15 protein-coding genes are annotated in these 17,202 nt (G+C 69.9%); 3 read left to right on the top strand and 12 right to left on the bottom strand.

All coding sequences use genetic code 11. The features are described from left to right. Window positions 1-67: 67 nt before the first annotated feature. From ACYBSK_RS26395 to ACYBSK_RS26405, 3 genes are all read right to left on the bottom strand, one after another. Window positions 68-1,021, bottom strand: a complete 954-nt coding sequence (locus ACYBSK_RS26395) for an ABC transporter permease (RefSeq protein ID WP_457481864.1) — start codon at window positions 1,019-1,021, stop codon at window positions 68-70. Between the two features lie 95 nt (window positions 1,022-1,116). After that, the gene (locus tag ACYBSK_RS26400) at window positions 1,117-2,685 is read right to left on the bottom strand and encodes an ABC transporter substrate-binding protein (protein WP_460243595.1); all 1,569 of its coding nucleotides are present in this window, start codon (window positions 2,683-2,685) and stop codon (window positions 1,117-1,119) included. A gap of 328 nt (window positions 2,686-3,013) precedes the next feature. Then, window positions 3,014-3,415 carry a cold-shock protein gene (locus ACYBSK_RS26405; protein ID WP_457479716.1) on the bottom strand — a complete coding sequence of 134 codons (402 nt, stop codon included), beginning with the start codon at window positions 3,413-3,415 and terminating at the stop codon, window positions 3,014-3,016. Window positions 3,416-3,622: 207 nt separating this feature from the next. Here ACYBSK_RS26405 and ACYBSK_RS26410 point away from each other — a divergent pair, with 207 nt between their 5' ends. Beyond that, complete coding sequence (locus ACYBSK_RS26410; RefSeq protein ID WP_460243596.1) at window positions 3,623-4,285, top strand: hypothetical protein; 663 nt, start codon at window positions 3,623-3,625, stop codon at window positions 4,283-4,285. A 1-nt stretch (window position 4,286) separates the two neighbouring features. Here the strand turns inward: ACYBSK_RS26410 and ACYBSK_RS26415 are convergent, their stop codons facing one another. Then, complete coding sequence (locus ACYBSK_RS26415) at window positions 4,287-5,012, bottom strand: aspartate/glutamate racemase family protein (protein WP_457479718.1); 726 nt, start codon at window positions 5,010-5,012, stop codon at window positions 4,287-4,289. A gap of 50 nt (window positions 5,013-5,062) precedes the next feature. Then, window positions 5,063-6,553: an NCS1 family nucleobase:cation symporter-1 gene (locus ACYBSK_RS26420; protein WP_460243597.1), complete on the bottom strand. Its 1,491-nt coding sequence runs from the start codon at window positions 6,551-6,553 to the stop codon at window positions 5,063-5,065. A 283-nt stretch (window positions 6,554-6,836) separates the two neighbouring features. Here ACYBSK_RS26420 and ACYBSK_RS26425 point away from each other — a divergent pair, with 283 nt between their 5' ends. Next, window positions 6,837-7,805: an arabinan endo-1,5-alpha-L-arabinosidase gene (locus ACYBSK_RS26425; RefSeq protein WP_460243598.1), complete on the top strand. Its 969-nt coding sequence runs from the start codon at window positions 6,837-6,839 to the stop codon at window positions 7,803-7,805. Here the strand turns inward: ACYBSK_RS26425 and ACYBSK_RS26430 are convergent. The 3 genes from ACYBSK_RS26430 to ACYBSK_RS26440 all read right to left on the bottom strand — a co-directional run bounded on the left by ACYBSK_RS26430 (window position 7,799) and on the right by ACYBSK_RS26440 (window position 11,455). Further along, complete coding sequence (locus ACYBSK_RS26430) at window positions 7,799-9,307, bottom strand: NCS1 family nucleobase:cation symporter-1 (RefSeq protein ID WP_460243599.1); 1,509 nt, start codon at window positions 9,305-9,307, stop codon at window positions 7,799-7,801. The two genes, ACYBSK_RS26425 and ACYBSK_RS26430, sit on opposite strands and share 7 nt — an antisense overlap. Window positions 9,308-9,413: 106 nt before the next feature. Next, a complete protein-coding gene (locus tag ACYBSK_RS26435) occupies window positions 9,414-10,436 on the bottom strand; it encodes a TIGR03842 family LLM class F420-dependent oxidoreductase (protein WP_460243600.1) in 1,023 nt (340 codons plus the stop codon). A 113-nt stretch (window positions 10,437-10,549) separates the two neighbouring features. Beyond that, a complete protein-coding gene (locus ACYBSK_RS26440) occupies window positions 10,550-11,455 on the bottom strand; it encodes an oxygenase MpaB family protein (protein WP_457479723.1) in 906 nt (301 codons plus the stop codon). Window positions 11,456-11,706: 251 nt separating this feature from the next. On the opposite strand from ACYBSK_RS26440, the gene ACYBSK_RS26445 reads away from it, so the two are divergent. Continuing rightward, window positions 11,707-12,927 (top strand): MFS transporter, encoded by a 1,221-nt coding sequence (locus tag ACYBSK_RS26445; RefSeq protein ID WP_460243601.1) that lies wholly within the window; start codon window positions 11,707-11,709, stop codon window positions 12,925-12,927. Here the strand turns inward: ACYBSK_RS26445 and ACYBSK_RS26450 are convergent. The 4 genes from ACYBSK_RS26450 to ACYBSK_RS26465 all read right to left on the bottom strand — a co-directional run bounded on the left by ACYBSK_RS26450 (window position 12,908) and on the right by ACYBSK_RS26465 (window position 16,700). After that, window positions 12,908-13,990 (bottom strand): LLM class flavin-dependent oxidoreductase, encoded by a 1,083-nt coding sequence (locus ACYBSK_RS26450; protein ID WP_457479725.1) that lies wholly within the window; start codon window positions 13,988-13,990, stop codon window positions 12,908-12,910. The genes ACYBSK_RS26445 and ACYBSK_RS26450 overlap by 20 nt on opposite strands. A gap of 81 nt (window positions 13,991-14,071) precedes the next feature. After that, window positions 14,072-14,803, bottom strand: a complete 732-nt coding sequence (locus ACYBSK_RS26455; protein ID WP_460243602.1) for an ABC transporter ATP-binding protein — start codon at window positions 14,801-14,803, stop codon at window positions 14,072-14,074. Beyond that, the gene (locus ACYBSK_RS26460; RefSeq protein ID WP_457479727.1) at window positions 14,779-15,645 is read right to left on the bottom strand and encodes an ABC transporter permease; all 867 of its coding nucleotides are present in this window, start codon (window positions 15,643-15,645) and stop codon (window positions 14,779-14,781) included. The genes ACYBSK_RS26455 and ACYBSK_RS26460 overlap by 25 nt, the downstream gene beginning before the upstream one ends. Further along, window positions 15,642-16,700: an ABC transporter substrate-binding protein gene (locus ACYBSK_RS26465; RefSeq protein WP_460243603.1), complete on the bottom strand. Its 1,059-nt coding sequence runs from the start codon at window positions 16,698-16,700 to the stop codon at window positions 15,642-15,644. Before ACYBSK_RS26465 ends, ACYBSK_RS26460 begins: the two co-directional genes overlap by 4 nt. Between the last annotated feature and the right edge of the window lie 502 nt (window positions 16,701-17,202).

Here is a 17,202-nt window from a genome sequence, read left to right on the forward strand (position 1 = left end):
TTGCGCAGGGCGCGCAGCTTGGCGTTCCCGGCGGTGCGGGCGCGTATTCCTGTGAGAGCCAGCGTGGTCACCGGGCACCTCCGAGCCGGATGCGCGGGTCGATGACCGAGTACGCCACGTCGACCAGCAGGTTGATGAAGATGTACGCGAACGACGTGCACAGCACCACGCCTTGCAGCGTCGCGTAGTCGCGGGTGAAGACGGCGTCGATGGTGAGCTTGCCGAAGCCGGGGAGCACGAAGATCTGCTCGGTGACGACCGCGCCGGAGATCAGGTGGCCGAGCTGGAGGCCGAGCACGGTGACGACGGTGACGAGCGAGTTGCGCAGCGCGTGTCCGCCGATCACCTCCCGGCGCGAGAGGCCCTTGGCGCGGGCGGTGCGCACGTAGTCCGCGGAGAGCGAGTCGAGCATCGCGGCGCGGGTCTGGCGCATCACGACGGCGGCGAGCCCGGAGCCGAGGACGATCGCGGGCAGCACCATGCGGCGCAGGTTGTCCACCGGATCGGCGCCGAAGGGCACGAACCCGGAGGCGGCGAAGACGGGCACGGCGATGGCGAAGGCGAGCACGAGGACGATGCCGAGCCAGAACGTGGGCACCGAAAGCCCCAGCAGGGCAAGGGCGTTGGCGATCCACTCGGCGGGCCTGCCGCGCCGTACGGCGGCGACGACTCCGGCGCCGACGCCGAGGACGATCGCGAGGAGCAGGGACAGCGCGGCGAGTTCGAGGGTGACGGGCAGCGCCTGCGCGATGGCGTCGGAGACCGGCAGTCCGGTGCGCGACGACGTGCCCAGGTCGCCCTGGAGGGCGTGCCCGATGAACCGGCCGTACTGGACGACGATGTTGTCGTCGAGCCCGTACGCGGCGCGGATCTCAGCGAGCGCCTTCGGGCTGCGCTCCTCGCCGGCGAGGGCGAGTGCCGGGTCGCCGGGCAGGGCGCGGATGCCGGCGAACACGACGATCGACACGAGGAACATGGTGATGACGGACTGCCTGACGCGGGTCAGGACGTACGCGGCCATCGGGTGCCCGGCGAGCAGCCCGGACTTCTTCGACTCGGGCTTCTTCGGCTCACGCTTCTTCGACTCGGGCTTCTCGACTGCGATGTGAGCGGTCGTCACTTGACGTACCCCGCATCCTTGACTCGGACGAGGCCGTCGCCGTAGACGCGCAGGCCCGCGACGTCCTTGCCGGTGACGACGTAGTTCTTCTGGCGGTAGAGGTAGATCAGGGCGTGCTCCGCGTTCACCTCGCGGATCAACTCGGCGTAGATACGGTCGCGTTCGGCCGGGTCGGACTCGGCGCGGCCGCGCTTGATCAGCTCGTCGATCTCGGGCCTGCCCAGGCCGTAGGCGTTCATCGCGCCCTTGGTCTGGAGGAAGCTCGCGATGTTGCCGTCCGGGTCGAGCCGCCCCGACCAGCCGCTCTGGAAGGCCTCGTACTGGCCGTTGTCGGTCTCTTCGAGCATGGTGGCGTACTCGGTGGGGCGCAGCTTGAGGTCGAATCCGGCGTCCTTGACCATGGCCTGGATGACCTGTCCGATGCGGCTCCACTCGGGCGTCGTGTTGATCTTCATCTCCACGTGCACGGTGCCCTTGATCCCAGCCTCCTTCAGCAGCCGCTTGGCCTTGGGCACGTCGCGCTTCGGGCACTGCGACGCCTTGACGCCGGGGGCGATGGCCGACTCCGGGGACATGGGGCCGCAGGCGGGTTCGTACATGCCCTGGAAGGCGACCTCGTTGATGAGGTCGCGGTCGATGGCCAGCTCGAAGGCCTCGCGGACGCGGACGTCCTTCGCCATCACGGTGTCGACCTTGCCGGGTGCCTGGCCGAGGCCCTTGACGTTGCCGACGTTGATGCCGATGCCCTGGTAGCCGAGCGAGGGCGAGTTGAACAGGCGCAGCTTGTCGTCGGTGAGGGCGCTCTTCACGTCGACGGGGACCATCTGGTCGCCGACCTGGACGTCGCCGGAGCGCAGGTTGGCGAGGCGGACGCTGCCGTCGGGGATCGGCTTGTAGATCACCTTGTCCAGGTGGACGTCCTTGGCGTCGTAGTAGTTGGGGTCCTTGGCGACGACGATGCGGTCACCGCCGACCCGCTCCACGAACCGGTAAGGGCCCACGCAGGAGGGGTGGTTGGTGAAGTTCTTGCCGTACTTCTTGAGCGCGGTCGGCGACATCACCATGCCGGAGCGGTCGGCGAGGACCGCGGTCAGCGGCACGTACGGCTGCTTGAGGGTGAGCTCCACGCCGTACGGGCCCGTGGCCTTCGCAGACTTCAGCGGGGTGAGTTCGGTGGCGCGGGCGGAGCCGGAGAGGTCGCGGTGGCGCAGCAGGGAGGTGACGACGGCGTCGGCGTTCAGCCTGGTGCCGTCGCTGAACCGGGCGTCCTCGCGGACGTCGAAGCGGACGGTGCGGCCGTCCTTCGACACCTCGGGCAGCCGGGTCGCGAGCTGCGGTACGACCTCGCCCTTGGCGTTGACGTCGTAGAGCTTCTCGCACATGCCCGCGAAGACGGTGCGGCCCACGAGGGTCTGGGCGAGGGTCGGGTCGAGCTTGTCGGGGTCGGCGTTGAGGGCCACGGTCAGCGTCCCGCCGGCCCGGACCGGGCGGTTGTCGGTCATCCGCTCCCCGCCCACCTCCGTGGCCGAGGACTGCAGGGAGCCGCAGCCCGCCAGAGTGGACATCGCCAGGACAACTGCCGTCAGGGCAACCGCTGTTCGGCGCACGAGGGCATACCTCCGCCAGGGATGAGGGGTCAGGGGTGAGGGTCAGGGGTGAGCGATCAAGGAATACGGCAGAACGTATTTCGCATACAGTCCGCACACAAGAGGGTTGTCCGGATGCCGGACGACTCTTGATGAAGATTGGATAACCCCGACCGGCAAATGGGACGCCCCGCTACAGAACGATCACCCGCATCGGCCCAGCTCAGCGCAGGTCACGCGGACACGCAAAAACTCCCGGCACAGGGCCGGGAGTCTGGGTGGAACCATGCGTTCGGGCGGATGGACCTCAGCTGTCCACCCAGCCGTGCTTGCGACCGCTCTGCACCAATTCGCGGCGGATCGCCAGGATCTGCTCACCCGTCAGCGAGGGCGCCGCGCGCAGCAGCAGCTCGGTGACCTCATTGGTGAACTCGTCGACGCGCAGCACATCGCACAGCACGTCGTCGCCGTCGGCCGCGTTCCGCCCCGACGCGGGCGCGGACGCTCCCTCGGCGAGCTGCACGGACGACGCCTTGGGCCCGCGGTCGCCCTCCTCGATGTCGAACTCGACCTTGAGCCCCGTGCGCAGATACGACTCCGGGATCAGGAGGTCGTTCACATGCAGGAAGACGTCCTCGCCGCCGTCGTCCGGCGCGATGAACCCATAACCGCGCGCCCCGTCGAAGCGCACCACACGACCAGCTGCCACGCCGACCCCCAACCACCTCGGCGGGCCCGTCGCCCGCGTCCTCCAACAACTTTTCCGGATCCTACCGGTCCGCCCGCGCGAACCCACGGACCCGCCACGGCGGTGCCCCAGCGTGATGTCCCGGTGACGGAAGTGGCGGTATCGGCACACAGCAACTCGTGTGAGACTGGCGTCCCCCACCCACCCTTGACGCAAGGGACGTACGCCGTGCGTTCTCTCCCGCTCCCGGTCACCCTGGCCGCCCGCCTGCTGCCCGTCGCCGTGCTCGCCTGCGCCGGCTGGGCCTACGCGGCCGGGCCCATGGCGGAGCCCACGAGCGACGACCGCCCCGAGGCGGCGCCGACCTCGTCGGCGCCCGACGAACCCGGCGAGACCGTCGCCGCGAAGACGTACGAGCGGCCGCCGGCCCCGTGCGAGTCGCTGCCCGCCGCGACGGTGAAGGCGCTCGTGCCGGACGCCAAGACGGCCGGCAAGGAGCTGTCGGCCACCGACGAATCGGTCCGCCGCGGCTGCTCGTGGAGTGCCCTGAAGGGGTACGACTACCGCTGGCTCGACGTCTCCTTCGAGGTGAAGGACTCCGACGAGCTGGCGAAGAAGGCGTTCGCCGCCGGGGACGGCGAGAAGCGGACCAGCCCGCTCAAGGGCCTCGGGGACGAGGCGCGCGTGACGAGCTCGCTCACGACGAAGGACAAGCAGGACACCCGCGAGTCCGTCGTGACGGTCCGCTCGGGGAACATGCTGCTGACCGTCACCTACAACGGCAGCGACTTCGAGTCGAAGGGCGCGCCGTCCAACGACACCGTGATCAAGGGCGCCCGCAAGGCCGCCGGGGACGCGGCGGCCTCGCTCGGCTCCAGTAAGGGCTCCTGACTCAGCCGCGGCTCGGCGGCCAGTTCTTGAACCGCTTCGGGCGCGGCGGCGCGTACGTGCGCACCTTCGACGTACTCAGGCCCATCCGCACCAGCGACTCGGCCACGGTCACGGCCGCCGCGACCCCGTCGACGACCGGCACGCCGGTGCGCGCCTTCACCTCGTCCGCGAGGCCCGCCATGCCGCCGCAGCCCAGGCAGATCACCTCGGCGCGGTCGTCCTCCACGGCCCGCGCCGACTGCTCGACGATGGCCTTCACGGCGGCGTCCGGATCGCGTTCGAGGTCGAGGACGGCGAGGCCGCTGGCGCGTACGGAGGCGAGCCGGTCGGTGAGCCCGGCCAGCTTGAGGCGGTCCTCGATGAGCGGCACGGCCCGGTCGAGCGTGGTGACCACGGAGTACTTGTGACCGAGGTACATCGCCGTACTGGCCGCGGCCTCGGTGATGTCGACCACGGGGACGTCGAGGAGTTCCTGGAGCCCCTCGCGGCCGTGCTCGCCGTAGCCGGCCTGGACGACCGCGTCGAAGGGCTCCGGGTGGGCGCGGACCGTCTCCATGACGGCGATCGCGGCCAGGTAGCTCTCGTAATTGCCCTCGCAGGAGTCGGGGCCGAACGCCGGGGTGAGCGGGACGATCTCGGTGCCCGGCGAGGCCACGGCCCTGGCCTGCGCGCCGATGCTCTCGGTCATGTCCTCGGTGGTGTTGACGTTGCAGACGAGAATGCGCATGGCGGGCTACAGCTTTCTTCTTGTGGTGCGTCGTGGTGGTGCGGGAGGGGTCAGGCGGCGGGGACGGCGATCTCCTCGCCGTCCACGTCGTTCGCGGTGCGGCTGCGGTCCGCGACCACAACGTAGAGCAGCGCGGCGAGCCCGGCGCCGATGAACCAGGAGAACCCGGAGACCGGCTTGAAGGCGGGCACGAGAGCGATCACGACGGCGACGGCGGCGGCCGGGGCGAAGGCGCCGACGGCGCGCACGTGGAAGCCGGACCGGTAGTGGTAGTCGCCGTCGGGGGCGTCGGTGTAGAGGTCGGGGACGTTGACGCGCGTCTTGCGGACGAGCCAGTAGTCGGCCATGACGACACCGAACGCGGGGCCGAGCAGGGCGCCGAGCCCGCCGAGGAAGTAGTTCACGACGGTCGGGCTGTTGTAGAGGTTCCACGGCAGGATGACGAGGCCGATGACGGCGCTGACGATGCCGGCCTTGCGGAAGTCGAGCCGCCGCGGGAACAGGTTGACCAGCGCGTAGACGGGCGCGACGAAGTTCGCGAGCAGGTTCACGGCGATGGTCAGGACGATGAAGGCGAGCGAGGCGAGGACCATCAGCGGGGTGCTCGGGATGGTCGCGACGATGTCCTCGGGACCGGCGATGACCGTTCCGTTGATCTTGAACTGGCCGCCGGACAGGACGACGACGATGCCCGCGAAGAAGAGCATGTTGAGCGGGATGCCGACCAGGTTGCCCGTGACGATGGCGCGGCGGCTCTTCGCGGAGCGGGTGAAGTCGCAGAAGTTCAGGACGAACGTGCCGTAGATGACGACCCACAGCGCGGCGGACTCCAGGATCTGCCGCCAGGCGTCGAGCCCGGTGGGCGCGGAGCCGGTGGAGACCGCGATGGACAGGTCGGCCTTGGCGAGGATCCAGACGGCGAGCGCGCACATCGTGATGAGGATGGTCGGCGCGGCGAACGCCATGTACTTGCGGATGAGTTCCATGCCGTAGCTGACGATGACGACCTGGACGACCCACAGGGTCAGGAAGGTGATCCAGCCGAGGGTGGACAGGCCCAGGACCGAGTTGTGGTCGAGCGAGGCCGCGCCGGGCGCCAGCTTCTTGATCACGGCACCGAGCACGGCGGCGGCGAGATACGTCTGGATGCCGAACCAGGCGATGGCGACGGCGCCGCGCACGGCGGCGGGGATCTGCGCGCCGCGGATGCCGAAGGCGATGCGGCTCATCACGGGGAACGGCACGCCCGTCTTCTGCCCCATGTAGCCGGAGAGCGTCAGCAGTCCGAAGAGCAGCACGGAGGCGACGACGAAGGCGATCAGGATCTGCCAGACGCTCAGCCCGAGCGCGAACAGGCCCATGGCGAAAGCGTAGTTGCCGAGGCTGTGCACGTCGTTGCCCCACAACGTGAAGACGTTGTACGCGCCCCAGCGGCGCCCTTCCTTCCGGGTGGGGGCCAGATCCGGACTGTAGAGACCGGGACTGGTGCGGGCGGGCCCGTCGACACCGGCGGTGGGGGTCTGTTCGTGCACGGCAGCCATGACGCGCTCCTGGAGGTCCACATTTTCCGCGATGGGGCGGCACCGGTTCAAGGTTCAATTGCTGGCCCGGTTCGGGCAGTTGAGCCGGAGGCGCGCTCGGATTTGGTATACCAAACCCGATGACAGGCGGGCGCGTCAATGACCTGGGTCACATGAATTCCCGTCCGACGCATTGACGCACAGGATCGTCACCTCTACGTTTCCGTGCGACCACGCGGTCAACGTTCGTGATTCCGAACGCCGTTGGTCGTTCGAGCCGCACCTCACCCCCGGAGGAGCCCCCATGCCCCGCGCCTCACGAAGAACCGCGTTACTCGCCGTCCCCGCCGCCGCCCTGCTGGCGCTGATCCCCTCGACCGCGTCGGCCTACCCGAACCCCGGCACGGTCACCGGCGCCACCGTGGTCCACGACCCGACCATGATCCGCAACTCGGCCGGCAAGTACCTGCTGTACGCGACCGGCGGCGGACTCGCCGAACGCTCCTCGACCGACCGCACCGCCTTCACCGCGGGCAAGGACGCCTTCACCACCAAGCCCTCCTGGTGGTCCTCGTACGCGACGGAGGCCTGGGCGCCGGACATTTCCTACCAGGGCGGCAAGTACCTGATGTACTACGCCGTTTCGACCTTCGGCTCCAACAAGTCCGCGATCGGCCTGGCCGGTTCGACGACCGGCGAGCCGGGTTCGTGGACGGACTACGGCGTCGTCTACACCTCGACGACGTCGAGCGACTACAACGCCATCGACCCGAACCTGTTCGTCGACGGCGACGGCAAGTGGTGGCTCTCGTTCGGGAGTTGGTGGACCGGGATCAAGATGATCCAGATCAACCCGTCCACCGGCAAGCAGCTCTCGACGAACACCACCCGCTACTCGCTGGCCGCCCGCCCCACCGGCACCAAGGCCGTCGAGGCCCCGTACATCGTCAAGCGCGGCGGCTACTACTACCTGTTCGCGTCGTACGACACGTGCTGCGCCGGCACCAGCTCCACGTACAAGGTCAAGGTCGGCCGCGCCACCAGCGTCACGGGCCCGTACTACGACAAGAACGCTGTCGCCATGACGAACAACGGCGGCACGCCCGTCCTCGAGTCGCACGGGCGCTACATCGGCCCCGGCGGACAGTCGATCATGAGCGACGTCGACGGCGACCTGATCGTCTACCACTACTACGACGGCCAGGACAACGGCACTCCGAAGCTCGGCGTCAACCTCCTGAACTGGAGCACCGGTTGGCCCGTCGCCTACTGACCCCGCCGCGCCATGAGGACCAGATAGACGACGAGTGAGGTCCCGAGCCCCACGGCCCACCCGTAGTCGGCGAGCGGTTTGAGGAGGGGGACGAGGCCGTCCACCGGGAACGGTCCGGCCTTGTTCCCCTTCGCGTCGACCGTCGAGTACGAGCCGCCGACAGCGAGCACCCCGCCCACCGTGAACGCGACGACGGCCCGCCAGTTCCACCCGGCGCTGTACCAGTACCGCCCGTCCTTCACGTACAGGTCGGCGAGGTGCAGGACCGTCCGCCGCACGATCCAGTAGTCGGCGATCAGGATCCCGGCGACCGTGCCGAGCAGCCCGCCGACCACGCCGAGCCACGTGAAGATGTACAGCTCGGGCGTCGACGTGAGCTTCCACGGCATGACGAGGACGCCCACCACACCCGTGATGATCGCGCCGGTGCGGAAGGTGATGACCTTCGGCGCGAGGTTCGCGAGGTCGTAGGCGGGCGAGACCACGTTCGCCGCGATGTTCACGGAGATCGTCGCCACGAAGACGGTGATCAGCGCGAACAGCAGCCCGAACACGTTGTCCGTCTTGCCCGCCAGCTCCACCGGGTCCCAGATCGGCACCCCGTACACCTTCTGCGAGCCCGCCGTCACCAGGACGGACATGAGCGCGAAGATCGTCATCGTCGTAGGCAGGCCCATTGTCTGGCCCCAGACCTGCGCCCGCTGGCCCTTGCCGAAGCGGGTGAAGTCCGGGATGTTCAGCGACAGCGTGGACCAGAAGCCGATCATGCCCATCAGGCCCGGGAAGAAGATCTTCCAGAAGTCCGCACCCCAGCCGACCTTCGACGGCTCGTGCAGCAGCGGGCCGAAGCCGCCCGCCTTGTTCGCGATCCACACCAGCAGCACCACCGCGCCGACGAGCACGAACGGCGCCGCCCAGTTCTCGAAGCGGCGCAGCGTCTCCATGCCCCGGTAGATGATGGCGAGTTCGATGACCCAGAAGATGCCGAAGCAGAGCCACAGGGTCCACGGGTAGCCGCCGACCTCGGCCGCTCCCGTCCAGCCTCCGAATATTTTCCCGAGCAGGATGAAGATGCCCTGCCCGCCGATCCACGTCTGGATGCCGAACCAGCAGCAGGCCACCGCCGCCCGCACCATCGCGGGCAGATTGGCGCCGCGCACCCCGAAGGAGGCGCGTGCGAGGACGGGGAAGGGTATGCCGTACTTGGGTCCCGCGTGCCCGGTGAGCAGCATCGGCAGCAGCACGATGACGTTCGCGAGGGCGATGGTGAGGACGGCCTGCTTCCAGTCCATGCCGAGCGCGACGAGCCCGGACGCGAGGGTCCACGAGGGGATGCAGTGGGCCATCCCGATCCACAGGGCCACGAAGTTGTACGTGGTCCAGCGGCGGTCGGCGAGCGGGACCGGGCGCAGGTCCTCGTTGGCGTAGGGGCTGTCGGCGGGGTAGGCGTCGGCGGCGAGTTCGACGGCGGACGAGGACGCTCTCGGAGCGGTGTCGGTCATGGGCAGTCCGTTCTACGGAAGGGACGGGAACAGCGGCCGTGCGGGGTCCGTGCGGGTACCGTCAACTGCCTTGCGTGGTACGGATGGTGCTCATTCGCCGGTCATGTCATGCGCGGAGCGCGGGGATCACGTCCCGGCCGTACGCCTCGATCACCGACTCCTTGGCGTCGTGCATCGCGTAGACGGCGAACTGGTCGACGCCCAACTCCGCGAGCGCGCGCAACCGTTCGACGTGCGCGGCCGCCGGGCCGAGGAGGCAGAAGCGGTCGACGATCCCGTCGGGCACGAACGCGGTGTCCGGGTTCCCGGAGCGTCCGTGGTGCGCGTAGTCGTAGCCCTCGCGGGCCTTGATGTACTCGGTCAGCTCGTCGGGGACCAGGTCGGAGTGCGCGCCGTACTTGGCCACCAGGTCGGCCACGTGGTTGCCGACCATGCCGCCGAACCAGCGGCACTGCTCGCGGGCGTGGGCGAGCGCCTCGGGCGAGTCGTCGGCGGTGACGTAGGCGGGAGCGGCGACACAGATCCGCACCTCGTCGGCCGAGCGGCCGGCCGCCGTCGCCGCGTCCCTGACCGCCTTGATCATCCACTCGGTGAGGAACGGGTCGGCGAGCTGGAGGATGAAGCCGTCGGCCTCCTCGCCGGCCATCTTCAGCGCCTTGGGCCCGTACGCCGCCATCCACACGGGCAGTTCGGCGCCGTCCCGCACCCAGGGGAACCGGACGACCGAACCGCCGCCGAGGTCCGCCTCGTCGCCGCGGCCCAGCGCGCGGATCACCCTCATGGCGTCGCTGATCCGCGCCAGCGTGTTCGGCTTGCGGCCCGCGACGCGCATGGCGGAGTCGCCGCGCCCGATGCCGCACACCGTGCGGTTGCCGTACATGTCGTTGAGCGTCGCGAAGGTGGAGGCGGTCACCTCCCAGGTGCGCGTGCCGGGGTTGGTGACCATCGGGCCGACGGTGAGGGTGCTGGTCTCCGCGAGGATCCGGCTGTAGATGACGAACGGCTCCTGCCACAGCACGCAGCTGTCGAACGTCCACCCGTGGGTGAACCCGGAGTCCTCCGCCCGTTTCATCAGGTCCACGACCGCGGAGGCGGGCGGGTCGGTCTGGAGAACGAGTCCGAAATCCATGGGGAGCCCCTCGTGTTGGGTGCCGCGCCGCCGGTGAAAGCCACAATCGTGGACTTCTTCCGGGGGCTTGGCAAGGGGCCCGCCCGGCGAGTTCTACGCGCGTCCAGCATTTGTCACCGTTGCGGGTGATGCTCCCCCTCGGACTTCCCCCCGGGCTCCCCCTCCGACGGCGCCCGGCCGGGGAACGTCCCGAGGTCCGCGATCCGGTACCCGTTCGGGTAGCCGCGCACGGTGCTGCTGTCCCGGCCGTGCTTCGGTGTCCCGCGCGCCGGGAGCAGCCGCACGAACCGGCCGCGCAGCCGCAGCCCGCCGCGCACCACCCGCTCGACGGTCGGGTTCGGGTCCCGGTAGCCGAACGCGGCGCGCAGCGGCGGGTCCATGAGGCAGACGGAGGCGCTGCGCACGGTGGCGCCCAGCGGCCCCGGGTACCAGGACGCCATCAGGTCGAGCGTCGCCTCGGAGACCGCGTGGCCGCCCGCGTCGTACGCGAAGTGCCGGCGCTCGTAGTCGTCCATGAGCCGCTCGAACTCCTCGTACGTCGCCGGGATGTCCTTGATGTTCATGCGGCGGCCGAGGGCCCGGTAGTAGTTGGTGGCCGCCCGCACCTCGTGCGGCGAGTAGGGGCGCCACGCGTAGGCGTCCATCCAGCGCTTGGGCACGACGACGAAGGTCGACAGGACGTAGCGGTAGTCGTCGTTGGAGATGTCGTACGCGCCGTGCATCCGGTTCATCCGGCGCACCGCGTCGCGGCCCTCCCCCGTGTCGAAGCCGTGCTCGCCGACGGCGTCGAGGATGAGCACCGTGTCGTCGTACCGCTTCTGCGTCCGCTCGGTGAACTCGCCGGTGCGGCCGAGGAGCCGGCCGATGCTCGGGACGGCGTACGTCCGGTAGAGCGCGAACCCCAGGGCCTGCATGGTGTCCCAGGGGAACTCGTACGACGAGCTGATGCCGTAGATCTCGTGGTAGTCGGTCTCGGGGTCGAGCCGTTGGATCGTCCGGATCCAGTGGTCGCGCCGCACGCTGGTCCTCCCTCGGGCCGTGGCGCACGACGGGGCCGTGTCCCCGACGTGCCCGCGGGCCCACTGTCGTACGCCCGCAGCCGGGGATCAAGACCGTCGGCACGCGGACACCCGGCACGGGGTGACGGAGGTCACGGTGGCTCGTGGGGCGATCACGGAATGCGTGGGTGCGTCCCGCTGCTGCACGGGTTGTCGGCCGGTCCCTGCTCCAGGGGTCGGCCTCCCCCGTTCTTCGAAAGGCTTTCTGCACCATGCCGCTGGCCCTCTTGGCCCTGGCTGTTGTCGCGTTCGGCATCGGCACCACCGAGTTCGCCACGATGGGGCTGCTGCCCCAGATCGCCGACGGCATCGACGTGTCGGTGCCGCACGCCGGCAACCTCGTCTCCGCGTACGCGCTCGGTGTCGTCGTCGGCGCCCCCGTCCTCACGGGCGTCGGCGCGCGCATCCCGCACAAGAAGCTGCTGCTGCTCCTGTCCGGCCTGTTCGTGATCGGCAACGCCGCGTCCGCGCTCGCCCCGAACTTCGGCCTGCTCTTCGCCGCGCGTTTCCTCGCCGGGCTGCCGCACGGCGCGCTGTTCGGGGTGGGCGCCGTCGTCGCGTCCCGGCTCGTGACGCCCGACCGGGCCGCCCGCGCCGTGTCGAAGATGTTCCTCGGCCTCACGGTCGCGAACATCGTCGGCGTCCCGGCGAGCACGGCCCTCGGCCAGCACCTGGGCTGGCGCTCCGCCTACTGGGCGGTCGCCGTCATCGGCGGTCTCGCCCTCGCGGCGCTCGCCCTGTTCGTGCCGCACCAGCCGCGCGGCGAGGGCGCCGGGATCCGCCGCGAGCTGCGCGCGATGGGCAACCGGCAGGTGGTGATCGGCCTGGCCACGGCCGTGGTCGGCTTCGGCGGCTTCTTCGCCGTCTACAGCTACCTGGTGCCGATGCTGACGAACGTCACGGGCCTCTCCGACTCCTCGAGCACCCTGGTCCTCGCGCTCTACGGCGTCGGCATGACCCTCGGCACGCTGGTCGCGGGCCCGCTGACCGACCGCGCGCTGCGGCCCACCCTGTACGCGAGCCTGGCGCTGCTCGCCGCGGCGCTCGTGACGTTCCACTACGCGGTCCACAGCACGGTGCCCGCGCTGATCACGATCACCTTCATCGGGGCGATGGGCTCCCTCATCACCACGCCCGTGCAGATGCTGCTCATGGCGAAGGCGGACGCGGCGCCGACCATGGCGGCCGCCTCCAACCACTCCGCCTTCAACCTCGCCAACGCGGGCGGCGCCTGGCTCGGCGGCCTCGCCATCTCGGCGGGCTGGGGCTGGACCTCCCCCACCCTCGTCGGCGCGGCCCTCGCGGTCGCGGGCCTGGCACTGGCCCTCGTCGGCGGCCGCATGGACCGCGGCGCGCGGCGCTCGGAGGTGGTGGCGTCGTCCGACGCCGGGGCTGCGGAGCAGACGGGTCCGGTCACGGCGGAGAAGTCCTGAGCCGGGGCAGCAACAGTTCCCCGACCCGGCAGGTCTCCTCCTTGTACGGGGTGTCGGAGAGCACGAAGTGGGTGACGCCGAGGCTCCGGTAGGCGTCGAGGGCCGCCGCCACGTCGTCGGGTGATCCGACGAGCCAGGTGGTGGCCGCGCCTCCGCCGCCGAACCGGCCGGGCGCGGTGTACAGGCACGTGTCGAGGACCTCGCCGCGCCGGGTCAGGTCGAGCAGCCGCCGCTGGCCGACGGCCGACCCGCGGTTGCCCGACCACGTGCCGGTCTCCCCGGCGTCGGCGGCCATCTTCGCAATCTTCTCCTCCGCCGCTCGCCACGCCTCCTCGGTGGTGTCGCGGACGACGGTGGTGATGCGCAGACCGTACTCGAGCGGGGCATGGGCGCGATCCACCTGCTCGCTCAACTCACGCAGGCGCGCGAGGCGTTCGGCGATTCCGTCGAGCGGCTCGCCCCAGAAGAGCTGCACGTCCGCCTCGGCCGCCGCGACACGTTCGGCGGCCTCGGAGGCACCGCCGAAGTAGAGGGTCGGACGGGTCCGGCCGCCGGTGGTGTGCGGGCGCGGGGCAACGGTCGAGTCGGTGACCTGAAAGTGCTCGCCGTGGAAGGTGACGCTCTCCTCGGTCCACAGGCGCCGCACCAGGTGCAGGAACTCCTGGGTGCGGGCGTAGCGGGCGGGCGGGTCGACGGTGGTATCGCCGTACGCGGCGGGGTTGTCGAGGCCGCTGACGACGTTGACGAGGACGCGGCCGCGGCTGAGCTGGTCGAGGGTGGCCGCCGCGGTGGCGAAGTTGGCGGGATGCCAGTAGCCGGGGCGGGCGGCGATCAGGGGTTTGAACGTGGTGGTGCGGGCGGCCAGGGCGGTGGCGACGGTGAAGGTGTCGGGGCGGCCCCAGCCAGTGCCGAGGAGGGCGCCGTCCCAGCCGTGGTGCTCCGCGGTGCGGGCGAGGTCGGTGGAGTGCTCGATGGAGCCCCAGCCGGTGGTCATGGTGTCACCCCGGTGACCGGGTTCGACGGTGTTGGGGACGTACCAGAGGAATGTCGGTGCGGATGTCATCGTCGGTGCTTTCCTTCGGAACGAATCGGCTGAACTCCCGGGGCTCCGCCCCAGACCCCGCTGCTCAATCGCCGCAGAGGCTCAAAGGCCGAGGCAGGTCAGGAGGCGGGTGCGCAGGGCCGCGTGGTCCGGGGTGCCGTGGCGACGCGGAGCGGGCAGCTCCACGGGGACGTCGAGCCCGATGCGGCCCTCCTCCAGAACGGCCACCCGGTCGGCCAGAGCAATCGCCTCGTCGACGTCGTGCGTCACCAGCAGCACGGCGGGCCGATGCCGCTCGCACAACCGCCGCAACAACGCATGCATACGGATCCGCGTCAACGCGTCGAGCGCCCCGAACGGCTCGTCCGCCAACAGGAGTCGGGGCTCACGCACCAGGGACCGCGCGAGCGACACTCGCTGCTGCTCGCCCCCGGACAACTCCACGGGCCACGCCCGCTCACGCCCCTCAAGACCGACCTCGGCGAGCGCCGTCCGGCCACGCTCCCGCGCGTCCGCCCCACCCAGCCCGAGCACGACGTTCTCCAGCAGCCGCTTCCAGGGCAGCAGCCGCGCGTCCTGGAACACCACGGACACGTTGTCCGGCGCGGTCAGCTCACCCCCGCCCGCCACGTCGTGGTCGAGCCGCGCGAGCGCGCGCAGCAACGTGCTCTTGCCGGAACCACTGCGCCCCAGCAGCGCCACGAACTCCCCCGGCACGATGGACAGTTCGAGCCCGTCGAGCACGTTGCGCCCGCCGAGCGTACGCACGAGTCCGTCGATGCGGACCGTCGTACGGTCCTCGGTCGCGGTCAGCCCGCCAGCGTCCGACGCCATGCCAGGGACCTCCTCTCCACGAGTCGTACGAGCGCGTCGGAGACGAGCCCGAGGAGTCCGTACACGACGAGCCCGACGATGATCACGTCCGTCTGTCCGTAGGTCCGCGCGAGCTCCATCATGTAGCCGATGCCGCTGGTGGCGTTGACCTGCTCGACGACGACCAGGGCCAGCCATGCCGCGGTGACCGCGAACCGCAGCCCGAGCAGGAAGCCGGGCAGCGCGCCCGGCAGGACGACATGGCGCACGAACTGGAACCTGCTCAGCCGTACCGTCTCGGCGAGTTCGGCGTAGCGGTGGTCGATGGTGCGCAGCCCGTTGTGGGTGTGGATGTAGATGGGGACGAAGACGCCGAGGGCGATGGTGATGACCTTCATCGTCTCGCCGATGCCGAACCAGAGGACGAGGAGCGGGATCAGCGCGAGCGACGGGATGGCCCGCTTGATCTGCACGGGCCCGTCGACGATCCCCTCACCGATGCGGCTGAGCCCGGAGACGAGCGCGAGCAGCAGTCCCGCGGCAACGCCGAACACGAGCCCCAGCAGGGCGCGTTGGGCGGACGTGGCGAAGTTGGACTGGAGCCTGCCGTCGGCGATGAGGTCGCCCGCGGTGCCGGCGATGGTCCACGGAGCTGGCAGGCTGCGCGCGTCGATGAGGCCGGCGCCGGACCCCGCCGCCCACAGCGCGAGGAGCAGCAGCGGCCCGAGGGCCCAGCCGTAAGGGACGGGCCGGCCGGGTCCGAGGCGCCCTCGGGCCCTGCACCGGGTATGGGGGCCCTGCGGGCGGTCCGTCGCGGTCGCCGTCCGGTGGTCCGGTTGGTGGTCGAGGGCCGTGGTGCTCATGGCGTCCTCCCTTCACCGGCCGTGGCGTCGGCGGCCACGCGTTCGTATCGGCGGTCGAAGAGGATCTCGGCGTCGAACCTCTTGTACTTCTGCTCCTTCGCCAGGAGGTCGACGGTCTGCTGCTGGCGCCGGATGGCGCCGGTCCAGTCGGCGGGGAAGTCGGGGTGCCCCGACCTTTTGACCAGGTACTCGCCGTCCTCGTGGCTCAGCCCCTGGTCCTTGACGTAGTAGCCGTCGATCCACTGCCGCGGATGGTTGTCGGCCCAGACCTGCGCCCGCGCCCAGAACGTGATGAGTTCCTTGACGGCGGCCGACTTCTGGGGGTCGCTCACGGATTCGGTGAGCGCCCACAGGTGGGCCGGGTCGTCGCGCAGCCCGTGCTTGATGGTCGTGGCGCCGTCCCTGCCGTACTTCGTCAGGTAGCGCTTGATGTTGACGTCGGCGATGGGCGCGGCGTCCACCTGCCCGTTCCCGAGGGCCGTCGGGTAGACGTCGCCGGTGCTGGCGAGTTCGACGAGCCGGACGTCCTGCTGGGTGAGGTGCGCCTTCTTCAGGATCCGCAGCACGAGCGCGCCCTGGGCCTGCCCCGGGCTGTACGCGATCTTCTTGCCGCGCAGATCGCTGAGCTCCCTGACGCCGGCGCCCGGCGCGATGCCCAGCTCGTATATGGGATTCGCGGCCGGGTCGGTGCGGAACTTCGCCGCCACGAGCTTGGTGTCCAGGCCCGTCCAGTGGGCGTTGATGGACGGGATCTCGGCGGCCGAGCAGACGTCGAGCGCACCGGCCCGGAACGCCTCCGAGCACTGCGGACCGCCGCTGATGTTGGCCCATTTCACCTTGAAGGGCAGCTTGTCGATCTGCCCCGACAGTTCGAGCGCCACCTTGAGATCGGGCGCGCCCACGGTCAGCGTGGTGCCGGCGGCCACCTTTGCCGGGATCTTCTTCGCCGCGACGTTCTCACGCGACGCCGTGGACCCGGCGGGGCTCACGCAGCCGGTCAACAATAGGGAGAGGGCGACAGCGCTCAGGGCGCCGACGCGCAGAAATGCAGGCATGGCGGTAGGGAAAGTCATGCAAGCCTTCAGGAGACTGGTGCGCCCCTCACTGTGGAACACGACGGAGGGAGGCACTACAAGGGGCAGCAGAAAGGGAGACCGATACGGAACGCCGGAGTCGGCGCGAGTAGACGCTCAGCGACAGCGAAACACTGCGGTGGCGACACGCATGAGATCGATAACCCGGCGTTTACAGAATTGACTGCGAATGCCCATGCCGCCGAAGTTATCCAGCACCCAGGTCCTTCGCAAGGGAAAGCAGTCGAGCTTCATCTTGCTGCAACACCCCCTTCACTCCCGCCTCTTCCTCCTACGCAGAAATACCTCTTGAGTAACCCAGTGAACTCCGGCCACGCGAAAAGGTGGTTACCTGACAGACTGGTTCGGATGCCAGGCCGTTGGCCACCGACATCGGCGCCCGCCCGCCAGATCAATGCAATTCTGCTGGCGGGACTTTTGCCGTTTTACAGGCAGACAGTCGACTGTTACGCGACAGTATGTG

The organism is Streptomyces sp. BYX5S (assembly GCF_054724165.1).

Excerpts from the sequence above, each read along its gene's own strand:
- ACYBSK_RS26395 (WP_457481864.1), bottom strand. The coding sequence starts at position 1,021 with ATGGCCGCGTACGTCCTGACCCGCGTCAGGCAGTCCGTCATCACCATG.
- ACYBSK_RS26400 (WP_460243595.1), bottom strand. The coding sequence starts at position 2,685 with ATGTCCACTCTGGCGGGCTGCGGCTCCCTGCAGTCCTCGGCCACGGAG.
- ACYBSK_RS26415 (WP_457479718.1), bottom strand. The coding sequence starts at position 5,012 with ATGCGCATTCTCGTCTGCAACGTCAACACCACCGAGGACATGACCGAG.
- ACYBSK_RS26420 (WP_460243597.1), bottom strand. The coding sequence starts at position 6,553 with ATGGCTGCCGTGCACGAACAGACCCCCACCGCCGGTGTCGACGGGCCC.
- ACYBSK_RS26425 (WP_460243598.1), top strand. The coding sequence starts at position 6,837 with ATGCCCCGCGCCTCACGAAGAACCGCGTTACTCGCCGTCCCCGCCGCC.
- ACYBSK_RS26430 (WP_460243599.1), bottom strand. The coding sequence starts at position 9,307 with ATGACCGACACCGCTCCGAGAGCGTCCTCGTCCGCCGTCGAACTCGCC.
- ACYBSK_RS26435 (WP_460243600.1), bottom strand. The coding sequence starts at position 10,436 with ATGGATTTCGGACTCGTTCTCCAGACCGACCCGCCCGCCTCCGCGGTC.
- ACYBSK_RS26445 (WP_460243601.1), top strand. The coding sequence starts at position 11,707 with ATGCCGCTGGCCCTCTTGGCCCTGGCTGTTGTCGCGTTCGGCATCGGC.
- ACYBSK_RS26450 (WP_457479725.1), bottom strand. The coding sequence starts at position 13,990 with ATGACATCCGCACCGACATTCCTCTGGTACGTCCCCAACACCGTCGAA.
- ACYBSK_RS26455 (WP_460243602.1), bottom strand. The coding sequence starts at position 14,803 with ATGGCGTCGGACGCTGGCGGGCTGACCGCGACCGAGGACCGTACGACG.
- ACYBSK_RS26460 (WP_457479727.1), bottom strand. The coding sequence starts at position 15,645 with ATGAGCACCACGGCCCTCGACCACCAACCGGACCACCGGACGGCGACC.
- ACYBSK_RS26465 (WP_460243603.1), bottom strand. The coding sequence starts at position 16,700 with ATGCCTGCATTTCTGCGCGTCGGCGCCCTGAGCGCTGTCGCCCTCTCC.